22 protein-coding genes and 2 pseudogenes are annotated in these 23,403 nt (G+C 31.4%); 17 read left to right on the forward strand and 7 right to left on the reverse strand.

Going from position 1 to position 23,403, the window contains the following annotated elements; genetic code table 11:
* Positions 1–68 precede the first annotated feature (68 nt).
* The 7 genes from sirA (at position 69) to QLQ22_RS12140 (ending at position 6,436) form a co-directional block, all read left to right on the forward strand.
* Positions 69–515 carry a sporulation inhibitor of replication protein SirA gene (gene sirA, locus QLQ22_RS12110; protein ID WP_223442812.1) on the forward strand — a complete coding sequence of 149 codons (447 nt, stop codon included), beginning with the start codon at positions 69–71 and terminating at the stop codon, positions 513–515.
* Positions 516–600: 85 nt separating this feature from the next.
* Positions 601–822, forward strand: a complete 222-nt coding sequence (locus QLQ22_RS12115) for a YneF family protein (RefSeq protein ID WP_223442814.1) — start codon at positions 601–603, stop codon at positions 820–822.
* 195 nt (positions 823–1,017) lie between these two features.
* Positions 1,018–1,929: a tyrosine-type recombinase/integrase gene (locus QLQ22_RS12120; protein WP_284016681.1), complete on the forward strand. Its 912-nt coding sequence runs from the start codon at positions 1,018–1,020 to the stop codon at positions 1,927–1,929.
* A 296-nt stretch (positions 1,930–2,225) separates the two neighbouring features.
* Positions 2,226–3,212, forward strand: a complete 987-nt coding sequence (locus QLQ22_RS12125; RefSeq protein ID WP_284016682.1) for a hypothetical protein — start codon at positions 2,226–2,228, stop codon at positions 3,210–3,212.
* A gap of 226 nt (positions 3,213–3,438) precedes the next feature.
* Positions 3,439–3,762, forward strand: coding sequence for a recombinase family protein (locus QLQ22_RS12130; protein ID WP_284016683.1), 324 nt, complete (start codon positions 3,439–3,441; stop codon positions 3,760–3,762).
* 85 nt (positions 3,763–3,847) lie between these two features.
* Positions 3,848–4,558, forward strand: a complete 711-nt coding sequence (locus QLQ22_RS12135; protein ID WP_284016684.1) for an HNH endonuclease signature motif containing protein — start codon at positions 3,848–3,850, stop codon at positions 4,556–4,558.
* Positions 4,559–5,260: 702 nt separating this feature from the next.
* Complete coding sequence (locus QLQ22_RS12140) at positions 5,261–6,436, forward strand: hypothetical protein (protein WP_284016685.1); 1,176 nt, start codon at positions 5,261–5,263, stop codon at positions 6,434–6,436.
* A gap of 489 nt (positions 6,437–6,925) precedes the next feature.
* Here QLQ22_RS12140 and QLQ22_RS12145 read toward each other — a convergent pair whose 3' ends face one another.
* The gene (locus QLQ22_RS12145) at positions 6,926–8,806 is read right to left on the reverse strand and encodes an SIR2 family protein (protein WP_284016686.1); all 1,881 of its coding nucleotides are present in this window, start codon (positions 8,804–8,806) and stop codon (positions 6,926–6,928) included.
* Between the two features lie 275 nt (positions 8,807–9,081).
* Between QLQ22_RS12145 and QLQ22_RS12150 the strand changes: the two genes are divergently transcribed.
* From QLQ22_RS12150 to QLQ22_RS12165, 4 genes and pseudogenes are all read left to right on the forward strand, one after another.
* On the forward strand, positions 9,082–9,708 hold the full coding sequence (locus QLQ22_RS12150; protein WP_284016687.1) for a recombinase family protein: 627 nt from the start codon (positions 9,082–9,084) through the stop codon (positions 9,706–9,708).
* Between the two features lie 259 nt (positions 9,709–9,967).
* Positions 9,968–11,959, forward strand: coding sequence for an excinuclease ABC subunit C (locus tag QLQ22_RS12155; protein WP_284016688.1), 1,992 nt, complete (start codon positions 9,968–9,970; stop codon positions 11,957–11,959).
* A gap of 338 nt (positions 11,960–12,297) precedes the next feature.
* Entirely contained in the window at positions 12,298–12,882 is a 585-nt protein-coding gene (locus tag QLQ22_RS12160; RefSeq protein ID WP_284016689.1) for a recombinase family protein, read from the forward strand.
* A gap of 563 nt (positions 12,883–13,445) precedes the next feature.
* Positions 13,446–13,784, forward strand: a pseudogene (locus tag QLQ22_RS12165) (HNH endonuclease); the annotation flags it as partial.
* Positions 13,785–13,918: 134 nt separating this feature from the next.
* Here QLQ22_RS12165 and QLQ22_RS12170 read toward each other — a convergent pair.
* From QLQ22_RS12170 to QLQ22_RS12185, 4 genes are all read right to left on the reverse strand, one after another.
* Positions 13,919–14,362: a GNAT family N-acetyltransferase gene (locus QLQ22_RS12170; protein ID WP_284016690.1), complete on the reverse strand. Its 444-nt coding sequence runs from the start codon at positions 14,360–14,362 to the stop codon at positions 13,919–13,921.
* 59 nt (positions 14,363–14,421) lie between these two features.
* Positions 14,422–14,835: a hypothetical protein gene (locus QLQ22_RS12175; RefSeq protein ID WP_284016691.1), complete on the reverse strand. Its 414-nt coding sequence runs from the start codon at positions 14,833–14,835 to the stop codon at positions 14,422–14,424.
* A gap of 30 nt (positions 14,836–14,865) precedes the next feature.
* Positions 14,866–16,335, reverse strand: coding sequence for an LA2681 family HEPN domain-containing protein (locus tag QLQ22_RS12180; RefSeq protein ID WP_284016692.1), 1,470 nt, complete (start codon positions 16,333–16,335; stop codon positions 14,866–14,868).
* A 125-nt stretch (positions 16,336–16,460) separates the two neighbouring features.
* The gene (locus tag QLQ22_RS12185) at positions 16,461–16,868 is read right to left on the reverse strand and encodes a hypothetical protein (RefSeq protein WP_284016693.1); all 408 of its coding nucleotides are present in this window, start codon (positions 16,866–16,868) and stop codon (positions 16,461–16,463) included.
* Positions 16,869–17,272: 404 nt separating this feature from the next.
* Between QLQ22_RS12185 and QLQ22_RS12190 the strand changes: the two are divergent.
* The 4 genes and pseudogenes from QLQ22_RS12190 to QLQ22_RS12205 form a co-directional block, all read left to right on the forward strand.
* Positions 17,273–17,388, forward strand: a pseudogene (locus QLQ22_RS12190) (nucleoside triphosphate pyrophosphohydrolase family protein); the annotation flags it as partial.
* A gap of 277 nt (positions 17,389–17,665) precedes the next feature.
* A complete protein-coding gene (locus QLQ22_RS12195) occupies positions 17,666–19,153 on the forward strand; it encodes a GIY-YIG nuclease family protein (RefSeq protein WP_284016694.1) in 1,488 nt (495 codons plus the stop codon).
* 487 nt (positions 19,154–19,640) lie between these two features.
* Complete coding sequence (locus QLQ22_RS12200) at positions 19,641–19,841, forward strand: YneF family protein (protein ID WP_284016805.1); 201 nt, start codon at positions 19,641–19,643, stop codon at positions 19,839–19,841.
* Between the two features lie 297 nt (positions 19,842–20,138).
* The gene (locus tag QLQ22_RS12205) at positions 20,139–20,309 is read left to right on the forward strand and encodes a hypothetical protein (protein ID WP_223442855.1); all 171 of its coding nucleotides are present in this window, start codon (positions 20,139–20,141) and stop codon (positions 20,307–20,309) included.
* Between the two features lie 278 nt (positions 20,310–20,587).
* Here QLQ22_RS12205 and QLQ22_RS12210 read toward each other — a convergent pair whose 3' ends face one another.
* Together QLQ22_RS12210 and QLQ22_RS12215 are read right to left on the reverse strand one after the other, a co-directional pair.
* The gene (locus QLQ22_RS12210; RefSeq protein ID WP_223442858.1) at positions 20,588–21,010 is read right to left on the reverse strand and encodes a spore coat protein; all 423 of its coding nucleotides are present in this window, start codon (positions 21,008–21,010) and stop codon (positions 20,588–20,590) included.
* 752 nt (positions 21,011–21,762) lie between these two features.
* Positions 21,763–21,942 (reverse strand): aspartyl-phosphate phosphatase Spo0E family protein, encoded by a 180-nt coding sequence (locus QLQ22_RS12215; protein WP_223442861.1) that lies wholly within the window; start codon positions 21,940–21,942, stop codon positions 21,763–21,765.
* A 268-nt stretch (positions 21,943–22,210) separates the two neighbouring features.
* Here QLQ22_RS12215 and QLQ22_RS12220 point away from each other — a divergent pair, with 268 nt between their 5' ends.
* On the forward strand, positions 22,211–22,918 hold the full coding sequence (locus QLQ22_RS12220) for a cytochrome c biogenesis CcdA family protein (RefSeq protein WP_223442864.1): 708 nt from the start codon (positions 22,211–22,213) through the stop codon (positions 22,916–22,918).
* 114 nt (positions 22,919–23,032) lie between these two features.
* Complete coding sequence (locus QLQ22_RS12225) at positions 23,033–23,392, forward strand: response regulator (protein WP_223442867.1); 360 nt, start codon at positions 23,033–23,035, stop codon at positions 23,390–23,392.
* Positions 23,393–23,403 lie beyond the last annotated feature (11 nt).

Below are 23,403 nucleotides of genomic sequence, written 5' to 3' on the forward strand. Positions count from 1 at the left end.
TTAGACAAATTTCTAATACCCTATTCCATTATAATTGACGATAACAGTTATTTCGGAGGGGTGGAAGAATGAGGCACTATTATGTCTATTTAATAGAAGAGGAATTTGCGAACCACTTTTTTGGCCGAGAAGCGAAACTGTTCCATCTTTTTCAGGAATATCTTCGGACGAGCCCTGAGCAGCTGGAATTTTATCACTTATACAAACAAATCAGATATGTAACTAAATCAATTTCAGCTGATTCAATTGATAATATGATTGAATCCAGTTTAATGAACCAATACAATTATGCTCATACTGAAGGTTATCATCGAATCGTCAGCGAATCAAAGCAGGGGAATGCTATGCTGCAAGTAAGGGATCAATATATAGAAGTCACATCTATTGGAAGTTTTGATATGGAAGCGATCTTTTTTGAAATACTGAGAAAATTTGACTCCTGTTTTTTAGCTATGGATTTTGAAGCAAAACGATATGGCTGGCTAAAACCGATAAAAGAAAGAAAATTTGTCTAAAAAGGCAGAAATTATGGAGTATTTGTTGTATAATATCCTATGGTTTAGTACACTGTAAAATAGACAACATGAAGGAGGAAATACGATGGATCTGTGGGTAGTCATTCTAGTAGGCGTTCTGGCATTACTTGCTGGAGTAGCACTAGGATTTTTCATTGCTCGCCAGTATATGATGAGTTACTTAAAGAAAAATCCGCCAATTAACGAGCAAATGTTAAAAATGATGATGATGCAAATGGGAATGAAACCATCCCAAAAGAAAATCAATCAAATGATGAAAATGATGAACAATCAAGGTGCGAAGTAAAACACTCTTCAACCCTTGGTACATAAGGATTTACCATTTGGTTAAACGTGATGAAAAGATTAAATCTGCTTTAACTTTTGTTGTAGAGTGAATCTTTCATCAGATATTTTCTTTATTTTTGCTTTATCTTTCATAAAACTAATCTGAAACCACTTTTTCTGATGGAAACTAAACCAGAGGAAGGTGGTTTTTTGTATGTTGTTAGAAGATATTCTTGAGGAATACATGTACCATTGCCAGGCAAAAGGATTTACAACTAAGACATTAATAAACAAAAGACAAGAATATAAGCAATTGAAGAATTTCTTAAAAGAAAAGAGGGCTATTACAGAACTTGAAAGTATCACCACCTATGATTTGAGAGCGTATATAAGGGTGAAACAAAAAGATGGGTTGCAACCTCAAAGTATTGTTTCCATGTTTAAAATGATAAAAGCATTTTTCTCTTGGTGTGAGAGAGAAGAATATTTAAAGGGGAATATAACAAAAAAGGTAGAAGTACCAAAAGTACCTAAAAAGGTATTAAATGGCTTTACAGCATCTGAAGTAGAAAAAATGATTGAAGTTTTCACATATACAAACTATCTTGAGACAAGAAATAAAGCCATTATTGCAATGTTGGCTGATTGTGGATTAAGAGCAATGGAAATAAGAGGTTTGCTATCTGTGAACGTTAAAGAAACATCTATCCTGGTAAACGGTAAAGGTAACAAAGAACGTATCGTTTTCATCAGTCCTGCTTTGAAAAGAATTTTAATCAAATATGAGCGGATTAAAAAACAGTATTTCTTAGAAAAAGATTTATCTAACAACTATTTCCTTTCCTATATAGGCACAGGGATTTCTCATGTAGCTCTAGACAACATTATCAAAGAAGCGGGAAGAAGGGCAGGGATAGAAGGGAAAAGAGTATCTCCACATACATTTAGACACTTCTACGCTGTCCAATGTTTGACACAAGGTAATATAGATGTTTACTCATTGTCACGCCTACTAGGGCATTCTGACATAACTGTAACTCAACGGTATTTGCATACCATGAATGATGAGCAATTACTAACCAAGGCGGTTTCATCAAGTCCTTTAATGAATTTAAAGAAGTCGTAGCAAAAAAGGACTTGATCTTAACTATGGAATATTTATGGGGTGTCTTTTTTAATTAATTTGTTAAGCATATAAAATAATTAACTAAAAACTTCCAATGTGAGTTAATATATGTATTAAAATAAGAGATACATTGATAATACATTAAATAAGATTTTATTTTACATTGAAACCTATATTCGTAACTACTCAATCTTAGATGTCTGTTGGAAATTTTTATGTATGTTGATCTAGTTGGATGGAAATTTTTAAGATATGATATTTTATAAGACTACAAAAGAAAGGGAGTAGTAGTATATATGGGGGTAAAAATAGATAAGGCGGTTTATACTAAAACAAAAGAAACGATGACCAATATCGAAGCAGATAAACAGGAATTGAATGGGGAAAAGTTTACTTGTCCTTATTGTAAGAAAGAATTATCATTCAGAAGATCAGGAAAGAGACAATTAGAAAATAGAGTGATTGACATATCTCCTTATTTCCGGTTGGAAAAAGGAATTGAACATGGGGAAAATTGTGAATATAATACATTTGGACAGATTGAAATTGTAGCCCGTAGCCCAATGGCATTGAAAGATTTCATGGTAAAGAAGAAAAAAGATCAATATGCTATAAGGCTGCAAGTCGTTAAGAAAGCAATGAAGGAAAAGCCAGAAGAAGAGGAAGAAGGAACAACTGCAAGTCCAAAAGGAAAAGGAGATGCCGCTGACAAGAATTATAAAAATAGTGGATCAATGGCACCTTATCTTAGCAGGATGAAAGATATCATGATCCTGCGTTCTAAAATGGAAGAGAATAAGGATGTTATGAAACATATAAAGTTAGAATATAAGAGCAAGTCTATTAGTTGGGATAAATTTTATTTTGGTCCTGAATATAAAGATTTCCTAGTATTATCGAAATATTTTAGAAAAAAATCGAAACCGAATCACCCTATCTGTATAGAGGGGATCGTAAAGGAATATGAAAAAAGAAGGGACAAAAAGAATAAATATTATTATTCTTTTATGTTAGAAAAACCTTATGTAAAGGAAACGGATACAGAAGGATTTAGGCATGTTCCAAGTGTTAGTTTGAATATCTATGAGGAACATGAAAAGTTAATCAATTATATGAAAGATAATTATAAAAAACATAATAATCAAATAATCGCTTATGGAGATCCTTATGTAAGGGTCAATACTTTATCCAATGTGAAATATCATAATATTTCGATTTGGATAAATCGTACAGCCCAAGTTCATTTATTTAATGATGTTTATGTAAAATTATTTGGAGTGTAATAAAAGCCATCCTTATGGGTGGCTTTTATTATACTCTTAATATAACTACTTTATATCTAGCTCCCCAATACCCAGAATCCATTTTGGCATAAGCAACACCAGTATAGGATTGGGAACCAACAAATTATGCTCGATTATATACGTGAAGGGGATACCGCAATCATTAACGACTTTTCACGACTTGCTAGGAGTACAAAGGATTTACTTGAATGAATTGGTGGAGTTAATGGAGAAAAAGCACGTCACATTAATATCTCTAAAAGAGAACATTGATACTTCAACTGCTCAAGGGAAGTTGATGCTAACAATGTTAGGGGCAATTAACGAATTTGAAAGAATGAATATGCTGGAACGGCAACGTGAAGGAATCGCAATTGCTAAGGCAAATGGCAAGTACAAAGGAAGAAAGGCAATTGAAATAGACCAGAAATTCAAAGAACTATATGAGCAATACATGGCTCGAAAAATCAATAAAACACAGTTTGCCAATGAATTAGATGTTAGCAGAACGACTTTGTACAAGTTGATTGAGGAATATGAAGCTAGTTAAATGTTTAATAAAATTGTGTTTTTATCAAAACACCTAAAGAAACTACTCTAAGAACAGAATTTCTAAATAAGGGGCGTTGTAAAAATTGAAACAGATTAATTGTAGTACAGGAGAAAAAGTTGATAATTATGAAGATTATCTAGAGACAAGACACTGGAAACAATTTAAAGAAAGATATGCTAAATCACATAAAAAACAATGTACTATGTGTGATGAAAAAGAGAATATACATCTTCATCACATTACATATAATCGTGTTGGAAATGAAAAGTTTGAGGATGTAGTATACCTTTGTAGGACGTGTCATCTCAAGGTGCATGAGACAGATATAAAGGATTCTGAAATTCTAGGAAGATTTGTTGCCAAGTTTAGTAAGCTAAAAACTGTTAATGCTGATTGCAAGAATTGTTTCCATAATAAACGTAACAATTTTTGTTCTTATTATAAAATCAAAAATCCAAATAAAAGTAAATGTAGATTTTTTTATTACATTGATAGAACTGTACCACAAGACATCCAAAGAAAATGGGATAGAAGAGCAGTTGAGAAAAAGGAATTGACAATTTATAATAGATTAGGTGTTCTAAGAAAAATGACTTTAAGTGAATTAAATAAGAGGCTAAAAGAGAAGTTTTCATTGGAACAACTAATTCAGACTTATGAGGAAATTCCTTCTAAAACCTTGAGTTATACACAAAAGGGTTTTAGTTTAGAAATTTTGACAGCTTACCTAGCTTTAAGTGTTAGAATCAGGTGGGAGAATGGATCAGTAGAACAGTTTGAAATAAAAAACTAACTTAGTCTTGTATATTTATTGATATAAATTACCAATACTATTTTGTTAACGTGAATAGAAACTCTTCCACATATTTGGCGATTCAGCGATTGAGTAGTTATTCACTTTTTTAGTCTGCCATCACGATAAGGTTTAAGAGTCGTCAGAAAAAACCCAAATTCTATCTTAAGTTCATTAATATCAAAACTTAGTATTCGCTTTATTACGTTAATGTACTAATTAAGAGGTTTTTAGACTTTTTACATTATTTGTGGTATAATATTAGTATAGTCAGCTAACTGACTAGATTACATAACATTTAAAAACTTAATAAACACTAATAAATTAGAATCAAATCAAACACAAATTTTACTCTTTAACAGAGGTAATTTGTGTTTTTTTGTTTTCCAGAAATGTACAGAGGATTGTGTGAAAGGAGTAAAAAAAGAGTATAGATTTAATCGAGCCTTTGTGCTACTTGTGGCTAGGCTTTAAATGTAGAGCATAGCGGAACATTTAAAGGATGGTGGACAAGTAGCGAGTGAAGGTTATATAACAAAGTTTTAGTAGAGTAACATATAGCAATAGTTAATTCCCTGATTTAGAGGGATAAAATGGGACGTAAAAGTCACCTATAATAATTATTTTTAATTTATTCTTAGTGAGTTTTACGTCCTTTTTCAAGAAAATCGTATGTAATGTATAAAGGAGCAAGTTGTAAAAGTGAAAAAGATTACCCTGTTAGAAGCAGTAGAGATGTATGGAACTGATGCACAAAAGAAATGTATTGCAGAAGGAAAGAAATGGAGAAAGGAAAGTGATGATGCCTTAATGAAAGAAATAAATCGCTACTATTATTCAGTTAAAGTTGATGAGGGATATGGCAAAAAGAAGGGGAAAAAGAAAGAATTGATTCTTGGTGAAAAGAGGGAGGTACCATTGGAAAAAGAACGCAATTTAGGTGGCAATATAAGTAATGGTAAATGGACTACACCTTACCTAAGGAACATGGACATTATGGTCGTTTCAGTGTTAGAGCAAGGTTTAATTACTGAGGTAGCTCAAACATTAAACCAGTGGTGTTTAGACTTTGAATTAATCACCCCATCAATGAATGAGTTAGTCAAAGCTAGATATAATACAGAGTTAAAAGAAAAGCATGTAAAAGACCTAATTAGTAACAACGTTATTCGTACAGGTGAAGAAAGAGTTATTAACGATTTTATTTTAGGATTAAAGACTTTGCAAGAACAATTAGCAGGGACTTTGAACAGAATGGCAAAGTTAAAAATCATTGAATACTATCCTGTATACAAAGGGGTAGTGGAAGGTGAATTTGAGCCAATCAATTTACATGAAAGTACAGTAAAGAAAATAGTTAATCTTAAAAGAGAAATAATGGAGAAGTATGATGTAAATGAATGGTATTTAGAAAAATACAACAATGCAAAGAAATCTAAGAAATATCAAACAGAATGGAAAAAAAGATTAGGTGAAATTTCCGATGAAAATGGAAAGGTGCTTAGCTTGAGATTTTACTATGTGGCGTATGCAATCATATTGAAGGCTAGAAAGAAAAAAATCATAAGTTATTTGGAACAATTCAACAAAGATGCTATTGAGCAGTTTCAAAATAACCAATCACTTTTTTTAAATCAAAATAGGGTCAATTATCACAGTGAAAGAAATAATCATGTTGTGGATGAAGCGTCTAAAGAACAAGAGAAATTTCTTGAAATGAAAGTGAAGAAACACCTTGAGGAACTAGGTGGAAAATCTAAAAGACCAGTTAAAGAAGATTACACATATGATTCAGATTATTATTCTTTATACTTTGACAAATTGTATGCACAGCGAATTAAAGAATTGCAAGAATACTATGGATATACTTTCAAATAAAACGGTCAATCAAATATCATTAATCATCAAATAAATTAACGTACAAAGCATAGGTTACAACTTTCAAGTGGATAGGTCTTTGAATTTTGGATTAACCTTAAGCTAAAACTTAAAAAACACAAACCCCATATTAGGGAAGCTTAACGCTAATCGAGACTTCAACGCAATATATAAATGTAGATGAGAAACCCCATGACGAATGGGGTTTTATCTGTATAAAATTCGATACTTATCAAAAGGTAAATAGAATTGCATGAAGTATACTTCTGGGTGACCCTAATGGAAAAGATGTCAATTGCAGGTGTTTTTACTTACAGTTGACATCAGAATCAGAAATTAGAGGGAATAACCATTGTTTAAAGTATTGAAATGGGTGAAAAGTATTCAATGATCATGAAATACTTTTCGATACAGAATCTTGAATCTCTTTCATGAAGCTAACTCGTTTTTTCCTCAAATCTTTATTTTGTTAAACACCATATTTATGCGTCAATTCGCATTTTCCATTTTACCAATTGCAACAGCAACTTGCTCATGTCTGTTGATTCCTAATTCCTCCATTAAAATTAAAATATCTTTAAAATGGTCTTCGTAACTTTGTAATTCACCTATTTCAAATGCTATAAAACAATTTTCAATGCTTTCCTTCTCTTTCCCACAATTATAATAGAAGAAAGAAATTTCATAGTGGAATTTTTGAATTAAAGCTTTATGAATTTTTTCACCTTCTAACTTTGCTGTTTCTATCGCTAATTTATAGAAAATTTTACCGTTTTCTTCCCTGTTTTTTAATGTTAATGTTTCATTGGAAAGGTACCATAAACCTAAATTACCTTGTGGTAAAAGTTTAGAAAACTGTTTACATTTTATATTATTATCAATAAGCTTTTTTGAGATATTATACTCACCATTTTTTATCAGATAATAAGGTATATTAGATAATACATTATAAATTATAGGAGTAGAATCTTTCCTCCCACTTGGTTCACCTTGTAACTTATCGAAGTAAATGAATACATTATCTAAAAGAATTTCTAAATGTAAGCACGCTTTTTTGTTAAAGAGGTACGCATTCCTTAGCACAATAGAATATAATTGGGTAACTAACAAAAAAATAGAATCATAATTATCCTCTGTGTCATACTCAAATGCCCTCAAATGAACATTAATTAAGTTTAAAAAGTTGTCCGAACTCTCTTGCTCCTTCAAACAAAGAAGATAAAAAATTTCCATATATAGGAATGTGGATAGCAAGTCTTCACCATTTATTAAAATATGCTTCTTTAAATAATCATGAGCTTGATAAGTACCCTCTAAACTTTTTAGTTCAAGATATGATTTTGTTTTTATAAGAAATAATTCTGAGTCATCCATATCGAGTTCGAAAACTTTATCATAGAGTCCTGCCATATAGTAATTTTCCGCCATTAATAAATTGTTTGTCTCAATTGTATTAATAGCTTCTTCAATTATTTTAAAAGTGGAAATTTTCAAATCGTTTTTTCTCCTAGAAGCAGGCATTTTATATTCTGTTATGTCACCAAGAGATTCTGCTAAATATGAAAAAGGTTTATGAACAAACTTAGGTGGAAAGCAACTTAAGTTTTGGGCAAGAGTAACAAAAAAATCATCTGCATCAAAATCCTTTACAAAAAAAGCAAATTTTTCTTCACTCAAAAGTTCTTTGTATTTATCAGATGGTTCATTATCCTTGTAACCTACCAAAAAAAGTCTGTGTTCGAACATAGCTTCTTTGCAAAGTAAATCAAAAATGGGGTCATTTTCTCCACTATATCCTACTATTATCCACATGCTTTGTTGTTTTAAATCACTAAACACTGATGTTAATGATTCAGCTTGTTTTTTCACCTCTGATTCTGTGTTACATAAAATAAAGCCTGTATGTTGTCCATGAAGATGAAGAATAGACTTATCAAATAATAAATCTGGTCTAAATCCTGTTGAAGTCGCAAGGTCATAAATGGCAGGGGTTTCATTTACAAGAGAACAAGCTCTTTGGAGCAAATTATCAAAATTGGTCGTAAGAACTCTATTAATAAAACCATCTTTAAATAACTGTGCAATTGATAAGTGTGCCCAATTAATTTTCGACCGGTTTACATGGTCTGTAATTAAATTTCTTCTTTCTGTAGGAGTAAGTTTTGACATGCAATTTGCATAATTCTTATTTATAGTTCGCTCGTATTCACGAGGGTAACTTTCTTTAATATTTTCTATAATACCGTTCGCACTAGGAATACCTGCTGTTACTGAGCATCCTGCACCAATTAATAGATTAACATTAACTTTTTTTTCTTTCGCAAGCTTAATCGCATGTACCACGTCTTCTATTTCTCTATAAAAACTCATATGAATTAACCTCCATTCTTTGAATATTTTACCACATATTCCCTTGATTCACACTAATGAAAAATCTACATAATTTACCAATTACCTAGCTAGTAAGTAATTTGCATTCCTAGTATCTCTAAAGGTATACCTTTAAGGAAACTTAAAACATGGTGTCTTAAAAGTTTGTAAACGTTATTTTAATTATTTACAAACGTTTATAAAATATCATTTACCTTTATAAACATCTAGGTTATTATTAAATTAATAAATGACCTAAGGAAACGGTGAAGAATATGAGTAAAAAGACTTTTGCTTACATAAGGGTATCAAGCAAAGAACAGAATGAAGCAAGGCAACTAAAGGACATCTTTGATTTAGGTATAAATGAACGTGACGTATTCATTGATAAGGAGAGCGGAAAGGATTTTAATAGACCGCAATATCAAGCGTTAAAACAATGTTTACGTGAAGGGGATTTAGTTTATATTAAATCAATTGATCGGTTCGGCAGGAACTCTAAAGAAATAAGGAAAGAATGGGAAGATATTACTCAAAACATTAAAGCTGATATAAAAGTAATGGATATGCCATTACTTGATACAACTCAATATAAAGATACTTTAGGAACGTTTGTAAGTGATTTGGTTCTTCAAGTGTTAGCATTTGTTAGTGAGCGGGAACGTGATAACATTCTACAACGCCAAGCGGAAGGTATTTCATTAGCGAAGGCACAAGGCAAGCATCTTGGTAGACCACAATTAAATCTAAGCACTATATCAAAGCACCAATTTCAAACACTTGAACAAAACTATTCAAAATGGAAAGGGAAGGATATAACTGGGGTAGAATTTATGGTCTTGTTGGAGCTAAAAAAAAACTCCTTTTACAAAATAGTAGCAGAATACGAAAAGACATTATAGACACTCTTATGGGGTGTCTTTTTCTTGGGGTACATATCACTTAGATCAGAAGATTATAATCGAAAATATGTTTTAAGGTCTTCCGCTCCTAAAATCTGAAATAAAAAACCATTATGTAATGCAAAAAAATTGCTCTTAATAAGGAAGTATTTTTAATGTGTGATTGTTTAACTATGAGTAGTTTAGATTAAGAAGGACATCTACAGATAATTGTGGGAAAATGGAAAAGTAGGGAAGTCTTTATTATTGGAGGAATTGTATGGACAATAATGTGAAAAACTTTGATTATATTAAAAACCAAGTAAAACAATTGATAAAAGACAATTTACATAGGGAAGTTACATCAGAAACAAAACATAATATCTCAGGTATATATATGATTTATATAGATAATTTCACTCCTGAAAAAATTCTTCCCATATATATAGGAAAGTCCAATAATATACAAAGAAGATATAAAAAACATTTCGAAGAAATTCTTGCTTTAAATAGACTATCTTATGATGAGTATCATAAATATTTCTTTTTCGAATCTCAATCCTTTTATGAGGGGAATTTTAAATCCTGTAAAATTTTCAAATACATGATTGAAAATAAATGTACTTTACAAGACTTTCATATGATTGTTTTAGAAGAGGTAGAAGAAGAATACTTAGATGAAAAAGAACAGGAGTATTTTCAAAGATTGTTGCCTTCATTTTTTGGCTTTAATCAATTAAATTCTTTACTTAAACAGATTAAGTTTCGTTTTTCTAATTTAGAAATGAGTAACTCAGAAATAGAGGTTTATTTAAGAATATTACTGGAAGATATTAAAGGAATTAATTCTTATTACGAATATGGGTTTACAAGATTTAATTTTGAACATTCGATACCTAAAGATATTTCCTATCTATTGGAAGAGAAAGGACAACTAGACGGTGATATGCTTTTAAAGTTTGATGAAGTAAAATTAAGTCTTTATGAAATGTGTAAACGATACATATCTGATTTTGAAGAAATGAAAAGATTATTTGAACAGAAAAACAGATTATATGAAGTATATAAAATCGCTAGAGATGAGTGTTATGAAGCGTTAGATTTACTGAAAAGGGTTATTAGTGAGAAATTTGAAGAACTGAAAATCTACAGTGAGGAAGCAATTAAAAATTTTATCTATAGTATTGAGTATAAAAATAATCCTAAGTATAAAGAACTCTTTAATAAATATCTAAAATCCCAAAAGTGTAAAATGAATTTTTATGAGATATTTGATGAGCAGATTAAAGATTTTAACAAAAAATCAGAAGAAAAAAATGCTAAAAATATTCCTTATTCAGAAGCTTTGGATTTAAACCTAAAAAGAGAGGATGAAATAAGACCTGAAAGATATAAAATGATATTTCCTTCTAGTCAATTTGAATCTTTTTCTTTAGGGGATAGGTCTAATTTTCTTTCTATAAAATTAAATGAAGATAGTGATTTATTAAATACGTGTCATATCCAAATGTATATTTCAAACAATGGAGTTAACAGAAGTATTGAGGTCTATAAAGAACCGTTCATTATTAGGTTTGATTATTGTTTCATTGATAATCAAGGAAATAAAACAGAAAATGAGTATTACATTGATAATGAAACAACAAGAAATTGTCAGTCTGGAATACAGTATTTCGAGAAAGACTTTTATAATATGTTTGCTTTTCAGAAAGAGAAGTTTAAAATTTCTAGTCTAATAAATAATGAAATAGATAACTCTTTTATATCGGTTTTAGCTGAATATAAGCATGGGATAAATGATTATACAATAAAAGACAAAAAATTGATTAAATTAACGGCTGTCTTGGATGAAATTCAGCAATTAACTGATGAAGAGACTAGATTTAATATTGATGTTTCAGAATCGGCTAATTGCTTAAAAAAATGTATTATGAATGAAAGACTACAAAATAATGAATTTGTAGAACAGATACTACTTACAAAGAAATTACTTAAACTTAAGAAACGTAAAAAATCTCCAATCAAGAAAGCTAAGGAAGTAGTAAATAAAACTGATTTGACCGAAAATAACAAGGTTAAAAGGGCTGTAGCTTTTAAACAGAATGTTTTAATAAAGTCTAATAATAATGTTGATGTATTAAATTACGTTTCAAGTAGGGAAAAAGCAATTGCACATTGTAAGAGTTGTGGGCATAAGTGGGAAATACGAAGTGATCATTTATTAGCAAGACCTTATTGCCCTTTATGTAGAAAAATGACTAATAATATATAAAAAATACTATTTAAACAAGAACAAGTGCAAATTATGAAGAACGTCTATCTGCATACATCATAAGACTACTCTTACTGGAGTAGTCTTTGTTTGAGTTTTCTTTGTTGAACACACTAGTATGTTAGTAAAAGAAGTATCATATAAAGATCATGTCTTTTTTTGGATTAAAGGATGAAAACTAACAAATTAAAGAAAATTTCTGTCTAAAAGTTTCAACTTCTGAACAATGTATTAAAGGTGTCTAAAAGATAGTCTGAAAATAACTTGTGGTTGTCTGGAAGTTAGTCTAAAATATAAGTACAGAAGACAATAAACTTTTAGACAAAGAGGCGGATGAAATGGCACTAATTGGCTATGCCAGAGTTTCAACAGTAGGACAAGAGAACGGATTAGAAACACAAAAACATTTTTTGGAAGAAGCGGGTTGTAAACGAATCTTTTTTGAAAAGGTTACAGGAACAAGTACTATTAAAAGGAATGAATTAAAAGAAGCTATTCAGTTCTTAGATAAAGGTGATACCCTTATCGTTACAAAGATAGACCGCTTAGCACGTTCAATAATTGACTTACATAACATCGTTAAGGAATTAAATGAAAAAGAGATAAATGTTAGATTCTTAAAAGAAAATATTGAGTTTCAAGCGGGAGAAAATAATAGTTCTCTTCAAACATTACTTTTTAATATTTTAGGTTCATTTGCACAATTTGAGCGTGACATCATTGTAGAACGTACTGGCGAGGGTAGAGAGAGGGCTAAGAAACAAGGAAAGCATATGGGAAGACCTTCGAAGAATAAAAAAGCAATAGAGAAATCATTGAAATTATATAATGAAAGAGAATCAAATGGAATGAGTGTAAATGATATTTCAAAAATAACAGGTGTTCCAAGAAGTACAATATATGCAGAATTAAAGAAAAGATAAAAGGAGAGGATGACATGGAGTTTTCTATCGAAACTTTAGAATATTTTCGAAAGGGATTTGGTACTGACTACAAATATTTTAAAAATCAGATGTATAGACTACAGGTTATAATTGATTCAGAAGAGGAACTTAAACATTTTAAAGTTAATTACTGGTTAAAGGCTCAACAGAAGTCAGCTAAAGTCACTTTCTATTCAATAATGGCAATTCGTTATTATCGGATTCATAAAGTAAAACAACTAAATATGTCATATGAAGAATTTCTTCTATTTTATAATGAAGACCCACTAAATGCACTAACTAAGTTATTTCTTGAGCCTATCCACAAGTCATATTTAAAGTTGCTTAATGAAGTGCTAGGGTCCGATTCAATAGAAATTCTGTTTAAACTTCATAAGTTACAGCCTTCCCAATCACTATTCAAGTTAATAAACCAAAAAGGTACATTAAAAGAACGGTATGAGAGGGATTTGGAATGGTACATGAAACGAGGAAGTTTGGATTTACTGGAAGAAACACCTCTTTTTGAATCGAATGTATTTCATCCCACAAATGATAATATTGAAGAAGATATAGGATTTGAAGAAGGGGAGAAAAAACTGAAACAGCATTTTGTTAGAGAGCGAAATCCTCAAGTAATTAAACTTGCAAAGGAAGGCTTCAAAGCGAAAAATGGTAGGCTCTTTTGTGAGGTGTGTGGTTTTGACTTTTATAGAAAGTATGGAGAAATTGGACAGGACTTTATTGAGGGACATCATACGATTCCTGTATCAGAACTTAAAGAAAGTCAAAAGACTAGAGTTGAAGATATTGCGTTAGTTTGTTCTAATTGCCACAAAATGCTTCACAGGAGAAGACCGTGGCTAAGCAAAGAGGAACTCAAAGAAATTATTAATAGATAAATAATAAGTACGGTCTCTTAGGTTGGAGTTTTGGTTTCCATATTAACTTTACTAAACTATTAGAAAAAGACTAATTTTATAAAATCATTAGAGAGAATATGGGCAAACATTGTAAGCATAGTGGGGCGTGCTTATCACCATAACAAGGGTTTCGCCTTCAGATTAAATGAGTAGCACTTCCACTCCCACACTCGAGGATCTAGTCTATCACCATGATCATGATAATCATGACCAGATATTTTCCCAGTCATCTGAACTATTCCTTTTGCTTTGCATATCTCTTTTAGTTTAGACATCAATAAACTACCTAAACCGTTATTAGTATGAGTCCATCCCTTTATGTCTTGAATATAAAGGGAATTATCTTCATAATAATCAGTCCATTCTCTTCTCGAAAATAAGCCAAAATCATAGTTGTCTAGAGAATACCTCCCATTTGGATAACTTGCAAATATGTCAAAGTTTTCTTCATTCTCATTATCATAGGTATAAATAACAACAGTGTTGTTAAACTTATCTGTTTCCAAAGACAATAACTTCATTCCTTGACTGTTCAATACCTTTACAAGTTCATCCATAAATATCACCTCAATGATATTTATGACCTTCTATCAGTAAACAGTATTAAAATTAAAACTTATTGAAAAAACTCTTCCAATGAAAATAAAGAATTGTAATATTGATGTCTATTTCCTTCTTTCTCATGAACAACTGTACTGCGTTTATCTTTAAATTCCTCTATTGGAACACAAGCAAAACTATTTTCCATAAAGTTATAACCAATTACAAAATCTAGTTGTTTTACTGACTCGTCTCTTTCCTCATTATCATCAAATGCTTCTACTTTAAACACTTGGTAAGGGAGAGGCGAATTTTTATAGGCATGGTCTTTCTCAAGATGTCTAACCAATAAGTTTGCTGTTTTCCCATTTTTAAATGATTTGATATTAATATTATCTCCAACTTTAAGATGTCTCGTTGATTCAATCCCATGAGATGATAACAATTCTAAAACCATTTTTACTGCTTCGTGTTGATCATAACGTCTCATAATTACATCTCCTTAAGGTTAGACTTTTAATCAGTTCTTCCACTCATCCTCAAATAATGGAATGTTTATAGGTAAAGCAAACTTGTCTCTACTATTGGTTTTAATTTGTTCTTCTTTATGAACGCTTAAAGAAAGATAGATTAAAGCAGCTCTTGAAAGTTTCATCAGTTTTAGTGTTTTGTTAAATAATTCTCCGTCAGTTATACCATCATCTACTGAGTTTCCTACAAATGCACTATCATAAACAGAAATAAATTTGTGTTCAAGTTTATTTCTTATTATATCGAGATCTTTAGCATCAGGTTCTATTACTGCTCTGTACTCCAAATCTCCTTTGTAGAACAAATCTTTTGATAACCAATACAACCCTTTCAACGGTGAATTATTCTCAATATTAATTCCATCTCTAATCTGTAATCTGCTTGCTCTTATATTTTTATACCAAATTGATTTGAATGATATTGCTCTATCATCTAACCCAATATTGAAATATTCATTTAAAAAGTAAGAAATCTTATCAAAGATAGAATAAATTGATTTAAAAGCTAATCTAACCTTTTGAGTTGAAAGTCCGAATGCCTGATAGTCCAATGTATTATACATTAAAACTTCTTTATCAGAAAAATGACTTCTTTCAAGTGTACTCTCAAACAATAACCATCTAGCACTAACATACTCTTGTTTAAGCTGATTAAAATATGAATGATACACTGGGTATGTTTCATCAATAGGAACAGTAATACTTGGTAAACCGAAAACATCTGTGTCGCATATCCAATTTTCAGTAGCATCATTCAAAGGATTAATAAATAAAATATTATCTAAGCACCATTTTCTATAAGATTTTTCATCTTCACCATAATCTGGGGCAGGATGTTCGTGAAAATGATTTAAAAATTCTTCTGAATAAAAACTTTCCAATGTTTCTATATTATTTTCGAATATTCTTTTTGCTTCTGGATGTACCCCACCTTGAATACTAGAAGAATATTTTAAATTCTTATGTGCTACTCTTCTTAAAAAGTGGGCATGACCTTCATCATATAGGAATCCAGCATAAAAAATCAGACCTAACCCTTTGTTACCTTTAGCCATAGGAAACAATATTCCAAGATCTTTTTCAACTTTATTCCATGTTTCAATTGCCTCAACAAATCTCCCATTATTGTCAAGTTCATTAGCTAAGTTGGTTAAAATCATTGCCATAAAGCGTTTATCTAATTTGCTCCTTGATCCATATTCAATAGCAAGTCGTAAACTGTAAATAGTTTGCTCTGAAATTTCTTCTTTGTTAGAAAATTCCTTGTCAGAATATTGTAGTCTTAACAATTCACTTAGATGGTTTGCTTTTGTGTAATAGATATATGCTAAAACTTCTTCATTGTCTATAAACTTTTCAATATATTCTACTTCTAAACTTTCAAGAAACTCTTGTATCTCTTCAATACTTTTACGATCCAATCTTTCGTCAGCTTCTTGCAAAAATTCCTCTAATACCAAGCTACTCACTCCCCTTAAAACTAATACTTTATTAACTCTTCTATTCTTTGTTTGCTAAATTTCCAATTAGAAGGAATCTTATCGGTTGTTCCTTTAGCTACTCCACTTTTCCATTCGTATTATTCTTAGCTTGTATTACCGTATCCATTACGCATTTGCTTCATTTGAACTGCTATTTCATATGGTGATGCTAAATACACTCTGGGCATTATACCTTTATCAAAGTCACAATCTAAAAATTGCACTAGGCTAAAGATTGTTCTTTTAGAATGTTTTAAATACCATTCATCTATTGCACCATGATAGTCTCCATTGCTTAGAAAACTTTGTGTCAATCCCCATCCACCATCTTGACTCCCTTTGACAGATATTTTAACCATCTTTTCTCCCTGTGCAACTATTAAATCATACTCAGGTTGGTTTGCTCCATACTGAGCAGATACATCATATCCTGCCCACGCAAACAAAGTCGCTGTAAAAGATTCAGCTGAAACACTCACTTGATGAGGTGTGATATTCTTTATAACTTTCATTTTCAACCTCCCTCTCTTTAAAGCTTTCTTTTATTAAATAATTGTTAACTTATTAATTAGAATATCATCTGATTCACATTCCAAGAGACTTTCAACTCTTATTAAAGGTATGTTATCTAAATATTGTTATTGTTAATATTATACAATATATTATTTTAATTGGGTAAATTGACCCTCGTATAAGAAAGAATAGACCACATAACAGTGTGTATTGTGGTCAATTTATTATGGTGGGGTGGCATATAACCATACAGGCAAAGCAATCTTTCATAATAGTAAGTGGCACTTCCATTCCTCCGCTCTCTATACTATTCTTATTATAGAAAATGCTTTAGGACTAATTAGTTAGACCTATTAGTTGATCTATATTCGATAATAAAAGTTTATAAATAAGGAATGATTTGATGGATGAATTAATTGAACAGATAATTAGGTTTAGGAATGAAAGAGATTGGGGAAATTTCACAACCCAAAAGACTTAGCAGTTTCTATTACAATTGAAGCAGCAGAACTTCTAGAAAGTTAGTAAATGAACTAGGAGCTATATTTGATTAAGTCAATTTTACCTGTCTTTAATCAATAGTTTCTAGTTCTTTGCTTAGCTAATGTGTAAGTTCAGATGGGATGCTTTAGCTTGGGAAGTCATTGATCATACTTATACTCTAAAAGTTATGTGAGAGAAAAAAATTGGGTTCAAAGGCAAAAAAACTGCCATAACCAATTCTAACGACAAATTCCAGTCTAATGGATAGCTTAAAGTTAAATGATATTATTATTAAATTTAAGTAGGTGATAAGTTGGAAAGTTACTATGGTATTATTTATAAAGCTACCAACAAGGATACCGTAAAAATCTATATCGGAATGACTACTAGAACTTTAGATGAGAGAAGAATAGAACACCACTCAAAGGCAAAAAAAGAATCTAACAATATTTTTCATAAAATAATAAGAAAAAACTTATTAGATTTTGAAGAAGACAATTTCTATTGGGAAGTAATAGATGGGGCGAAAAATAAAGAAGAACTTTTAGAAAAGGAAACTTATTGGATTACATACTATAACACATTCATAGGTTTTGAGAATTGTAAAGGATACAATATGACCATAGGTGGAGAAGGTTATTGTATAGGGGAAGATAATCCTCAATCACAATTAAATGAAAAGCAAGTGTTAGAGATATTGAATGATATTATGTCTGGAAGTACGCATAAAGAAATTTCTAAATTACATAATGTTGCTCACCATCTTATTGAAACGTTAAGCCAAGGAAAAACATATAGATGTTATTATACAGCTGATTACAAAACTTGGTTAAAGGAAAAAAGGGAGAAAGAACTACTTTTTATTCGAGATACTTTACCAAAAATATTTAAAGAACTTATGGATGGGAAATCGCATAAAAGCATCGCTAGAAAGTTTAATACTCATAAAAGTAATATCACCAATATAAGTCGTGGAGTTAATTTTAAGCAACACTTTTGCCCAGAATATATTGCTTGGTTAAGAGAAAAAGAAAAGGAGAGAGGATTTTTTATCCATGACATACTCCCTAAAATTATTGATGATATTATGTTAGAACAATATCAACACAAAGAACTGGCTAAAAAATATAAGGTAAGTGTCAAAACAATACAAGGTATATTATATGAAGGTTTTCATAAGGAGCATTGGCCTGTCAAATATATATCATGGTTAGAAAATAAGCAAAAGAGTGAGAGAATATTTATTCAAGATACTCTACCTAAAATCATTAATGAAATTATGAACGGAAGTAAACAAACCCAAATAGCACGAAAATATGGAATTGGCTATTCGACAGTTAAAAATGTTAGTCAAGGAGTGGCTTACAAAAATCATTATCCAAATAAATATAGGCTTTGGTTAAGTAAAAGAAGAGATGAAAGGGAAACATTTATTGAAAAAATAGTTCCATCTGTTATCAAGGATATTATGAATAATGAAGCAACAGAAATAATTTCAATAAATTATAACCTTGAAATTGGAATAATACAGCGTATTGCACGAGGTCAAGTTTTTAGGAAATATTACACTCCAGATTATATTAACTGGTTGGAAGAAACGAAAAAAAATAAATGTAAGGGTATTAGTTATAAGAAGAATAAAGGTAAATGGGAAGCGTATGCAAGGGTTGATAGTAAAATGAAGTATTTAGGAATGTTTTATTCTAAGGAGCATGCTATTATAGCAAGGCTTAAATTTGAAAAAGAATACTTTGGTGAAAATGCACCACAAAAGCACTTATTTGAACGATATGAAATTTAATTATTTCTTTTTTTAGTTACTTCTAATACTTTAAGAGTAACGTAAAATTGAACCAGTTCTTAGAAGGTCTGAATTATTAATAAATGCTCTTCACGAACTAAGTAATATAATTGCATATAAATAGGAAGAAATAAGTTAAATAATGTCTTTTTGTTTATAGTGGGGAAGTAAATCACCATTTACAAAAGTTTATTATATGACTTATATAGTAGCTGTACCACTTCAGCAATCAGAGAAAAAAATACTACCGTGTAAAGCATTGTAAAATACTCTTATTTAACAGTATTTTTACGTGTGAATATCTTGTAAAAATAGCCTGGAAATTTTCCGCGAAGGATAAACCAAAATTTCATCCAAAATCCTATTTCTTATGGACAATTGTGTTAGAATAAGGTATATTTTTCATAATAGAATAAGTGGTTCGGATTAGTTTTTAAAATGTGGATATACCAACAATTGATAATGTTAATGTTGGAAATGGGTAGTCATTCTAGTAGGCGTTCTGGCATTACTTGCTGGAGTAGCACTAGGATTTTTCATTGCTCGCCAGTATATGATGAGTTACTTAAAGAAAAATCCGCCAATTAACGAGCAAATGTTAAAAATGATGATGATGCAAATGGGAATGAAACCATCCCAAAAGAAAATCAATCAAATGATGAAAATGATGAACAATCAAGCAAAATAAAAAAAGCTTATACATCAAGGGTTCCAACGGGTTTTAGGCAAGTTTTCCACGGAAATCACTTCATACATAAACCCTTTGAGTTAATCCTTCATCATAATTTCTTCAAAAAATGCTTAATCTTTCTTTTTACCAATTCAAAACCGCTTTTACTGTTGAGAAATTAACAGGAAGGCGGTTTTTTTAGTGGAAATTGAAGAGCTAGGAAATGAATATTTGTACCATTGTTTGTTAAGTGATCTTTATAAAAAAATTACAAGTTATTACATAAAACTGTTTTGTAAAGAGTTCTGATGTCTCGTGTTTATGATTATTGGACCAGCTCGTAAATTGGAGGAAAAGTTAATATTAAGTCAGTCGGTTGACAATGGAAAAGTACTTGATGAAGAATGGATTGAACTCATTCAAAATGCTATTTATATGGAAATGCAAATTTATGGAATCGGAAATTTTTTTAGCAATAAGCAGTAGTTAAGTTTGATTAAGAATATGTACTGTGCAGCAGATATGGGAGCTTTTATTATTTCTTTCTTATTTTCTGTATTTAAAAATCAATACAAGTTTTTAAATAAGACCTCCTTTAACTAAGAGGACTCAAGATTGACTATTATAACGTTAAAAGCCCTTCTCTTAATAGAGAGGGGCTTTTTTGCTGCTCTTTTACTTTTATTATTTCTCGATTGGACGTCAAAAGATGAAATATACAATTAAAAGCTGCTCAGAATTTATATCTGGCCAGTTAACACGATTCAACGCCAAGGTCTCTTCATATTACCTGGATTATATGCTCCACCAACACCTGGTGCTGGCATATTCGACATGGCGCCAGCCACCTGTCCTGGCTGCCCGTATCCTGGCATATATGCACCAGCCACCTGTCCTGGTCCTGGCATATACGCACCAGCCACCTGACCTGGTCCTGGCATATATGCACCTGCCACCTGTCCCGGCCCTGGTCCCATATTAAAATTTTGATTTGTTACTTGATTTGCAACTGATTGAGTTTGTGGAAAATAGTGTTGATTTTGAACATTCGTATGATTCACAATTGTTGTGTGAGATGGATGGATGTGAGGTTGAACAACGTTACTGAAAGTGTGTTTGGTACAGCATTTAGTAGGATGAACAATTGCAGGTAATACTTGAGATGGTTGATTACAATTCCAATTCATTTTATTTCCCCTTCCTGTTTTTTAGCTACACAATACAGTATGAGAATTGATATATGTTTGTACTAATATAAAAACCTATTTTTGTTTAAATAATAAAATGAATTTGGAGTATTGCTCTCTTTTGAGGATGGTTCTCCAGCCGGCAAAATGGAATTTATGAAACCGGAACACCGAAGGAAATTATATGGGGGAAACAGTAAGTACATTGTTAAGGAAAACTCTGACTTTATCTGCCTTGGGCCGCCTAAGTTAAAAGGCATTGTAACATACCGTAATTTGACGAAAAAAGGATATTTAAGAATTCCTTCATTTGAATATTGAACAGCAAAAACGACCTTCTCTAAATTGAGCAAGCTTGAGGGCTGCTTTTAAGTGTCTGAATCTGAAGAAGTACTCCTCTATACCCTAACTTCACACAATGTATTACAAATATTTGTAATGGTGTTTGATAAGTTATAGCACAGGATGTATACCTGAGTGGCCATTCGGAAGTGTTGCATCCTTGAAAGTACATAATAGGGAATTGATGAATGGGGTAGAGGCAGTTTACGAAAAATATGAAAGATTATGCGAGAATATACCTTATTTCACTTAAAATGCAGATTTTTCTAAACAGAATAAGCGGTCGGTAAAGAGGGGGAAATCTCTTATATATCAAGGGTTTGATGCAAATGGGAATGAAACCCTCCCTAAAAGAAAATCAATCAGGCAAAATAAAAAGCACGTTCAGAAGCGTGCTTTTTTTATAGTTTTTAAGAATAAGTCATTCGTTTCATTGAACTGTAGCTATAACGATTGTATTCATTCAGCAAGTGATCGAGTTCCTGACTGTATTGAATGGACACGTTTGAGTTAATTCCATTTTTCGTTGCGATTTCAATCATTTCCGCTCGTTTTTTTTCAATAAGTTTCAATAATTCTTGTTTAGACACGAAAACTTGTCCTTTCTGTATGTAAGTTCTATCCGATCCTTTTGCTAATATTTTCTATTATATCCTAATTTGGAAAATAATTCGAAGGGAAAATAAGGATTTTTTCAACTAATATATGACTATTATAATGGTAACGGCTCTATGAAGAAATCCATTTGCATAGTTGTTAAGTAATTGACATAAAAATGTCACATAGTGAAACATATAATTCTCTGGATGTATTTGCTAGAATGTAATGTGACTCAACTAAGGGAGGAGGATAACACAAATGACAGATTTGAATCTATTTTTAGCCTTTGGAGCTGGTTTTTTATCTTTTGTCTCACCATGCTGCCTGCCTTTATATCCAGCCTTTTTATCATACATAACTGGTGTTTCGGTCGGAGAGATTAAAACGGAAAATGCTATGCTGCAAAAAAGGAGTCTTCTTCATACACTGTTCTTTTTACTTGGATTCTCGATTATTTTTATCGCGCTCGGTTTTGGAAGTTCTTTTATTGGGGAGTTCTTTTTTGGATATTCTGAATTGATCAGGCAAGTGGGAGCTATTCTTATAATCTTCTTTGGGCTTGTGATCGTTGGTGTTTTCCAGCCGAAGTTCTTAATGAAGGAACACCGCTTTGAATTAAAAAACAGACCGTCTGGATATCTAGGTTCTGTTTTAATAGGTCTTGCATTTGCCGCCGGCTGGACACCATGTACAGGACCAATTTTAACAGCTGTTTTCGCTTTAACGCTCAGCAATCCTGGTTCTGCAATGATCTATATGATAGCCTACATACTTGGTTTTGCTATTCCGTTTCTTGTAATGGCTTTCTTTATTGGCAGGCTGGGATGGATCCGAAAACATAATTTGAAAATCATGAAGATTGGCGGATGGCTGATGATTCTAATTGGAATCATGCTCTTTTTCGACTGGATGACTCAGATTATTATCTTATTCAGCAGACTGTTTGGAGGGTTTACAGGATTTTAGACCTAATAAATATTATTTTTAGGTCGATTTTACTACCTTCTGCTCCTTTTTTTGTTATAATAACTCATAGAATAGTAGAATTTGCTTTCGGTAAGACTGTGAGGAGGAGCTTGCATGGCTAATGTACTGATTGTGGATGATGCCAAGTTTATGAGGGTAACATTATCTAAAATACTTACAAGCAATGGACATGAAATTGCAGGAGAAGCTGAAAATGGAGCAGAAGCCGTTCGCCTTTATCAAACATTGCAGCCAGACCTGGTTACAATGGATATCACAATGCCTGTGATGAACGGCATCGAAGCATTAAAAGAAATTAAAAAAGAATTTCCTCAATCAAAGATTATAATGTGTTCAGCGATGGGGCAGCAGAAAATGGTCGTTGAAGCAATTGAAGCCGGAGCAAAGGACTTTATCATTAAGCCTTTTGATGAAACGAGAGTGTACGATGCTATAAATCGTGTATTGGGATAAACTCTCCATCT

This window comes from Metabacillus hrfriensis (assembly GCF_030127205.1).
GTDB classification, from domain to species: domain Bacteria; phylum Bacillota; class Bacilli; order Bacillales; family Bacillaceae; genus Bacillus_P; species Bacillus_P dongyingensis.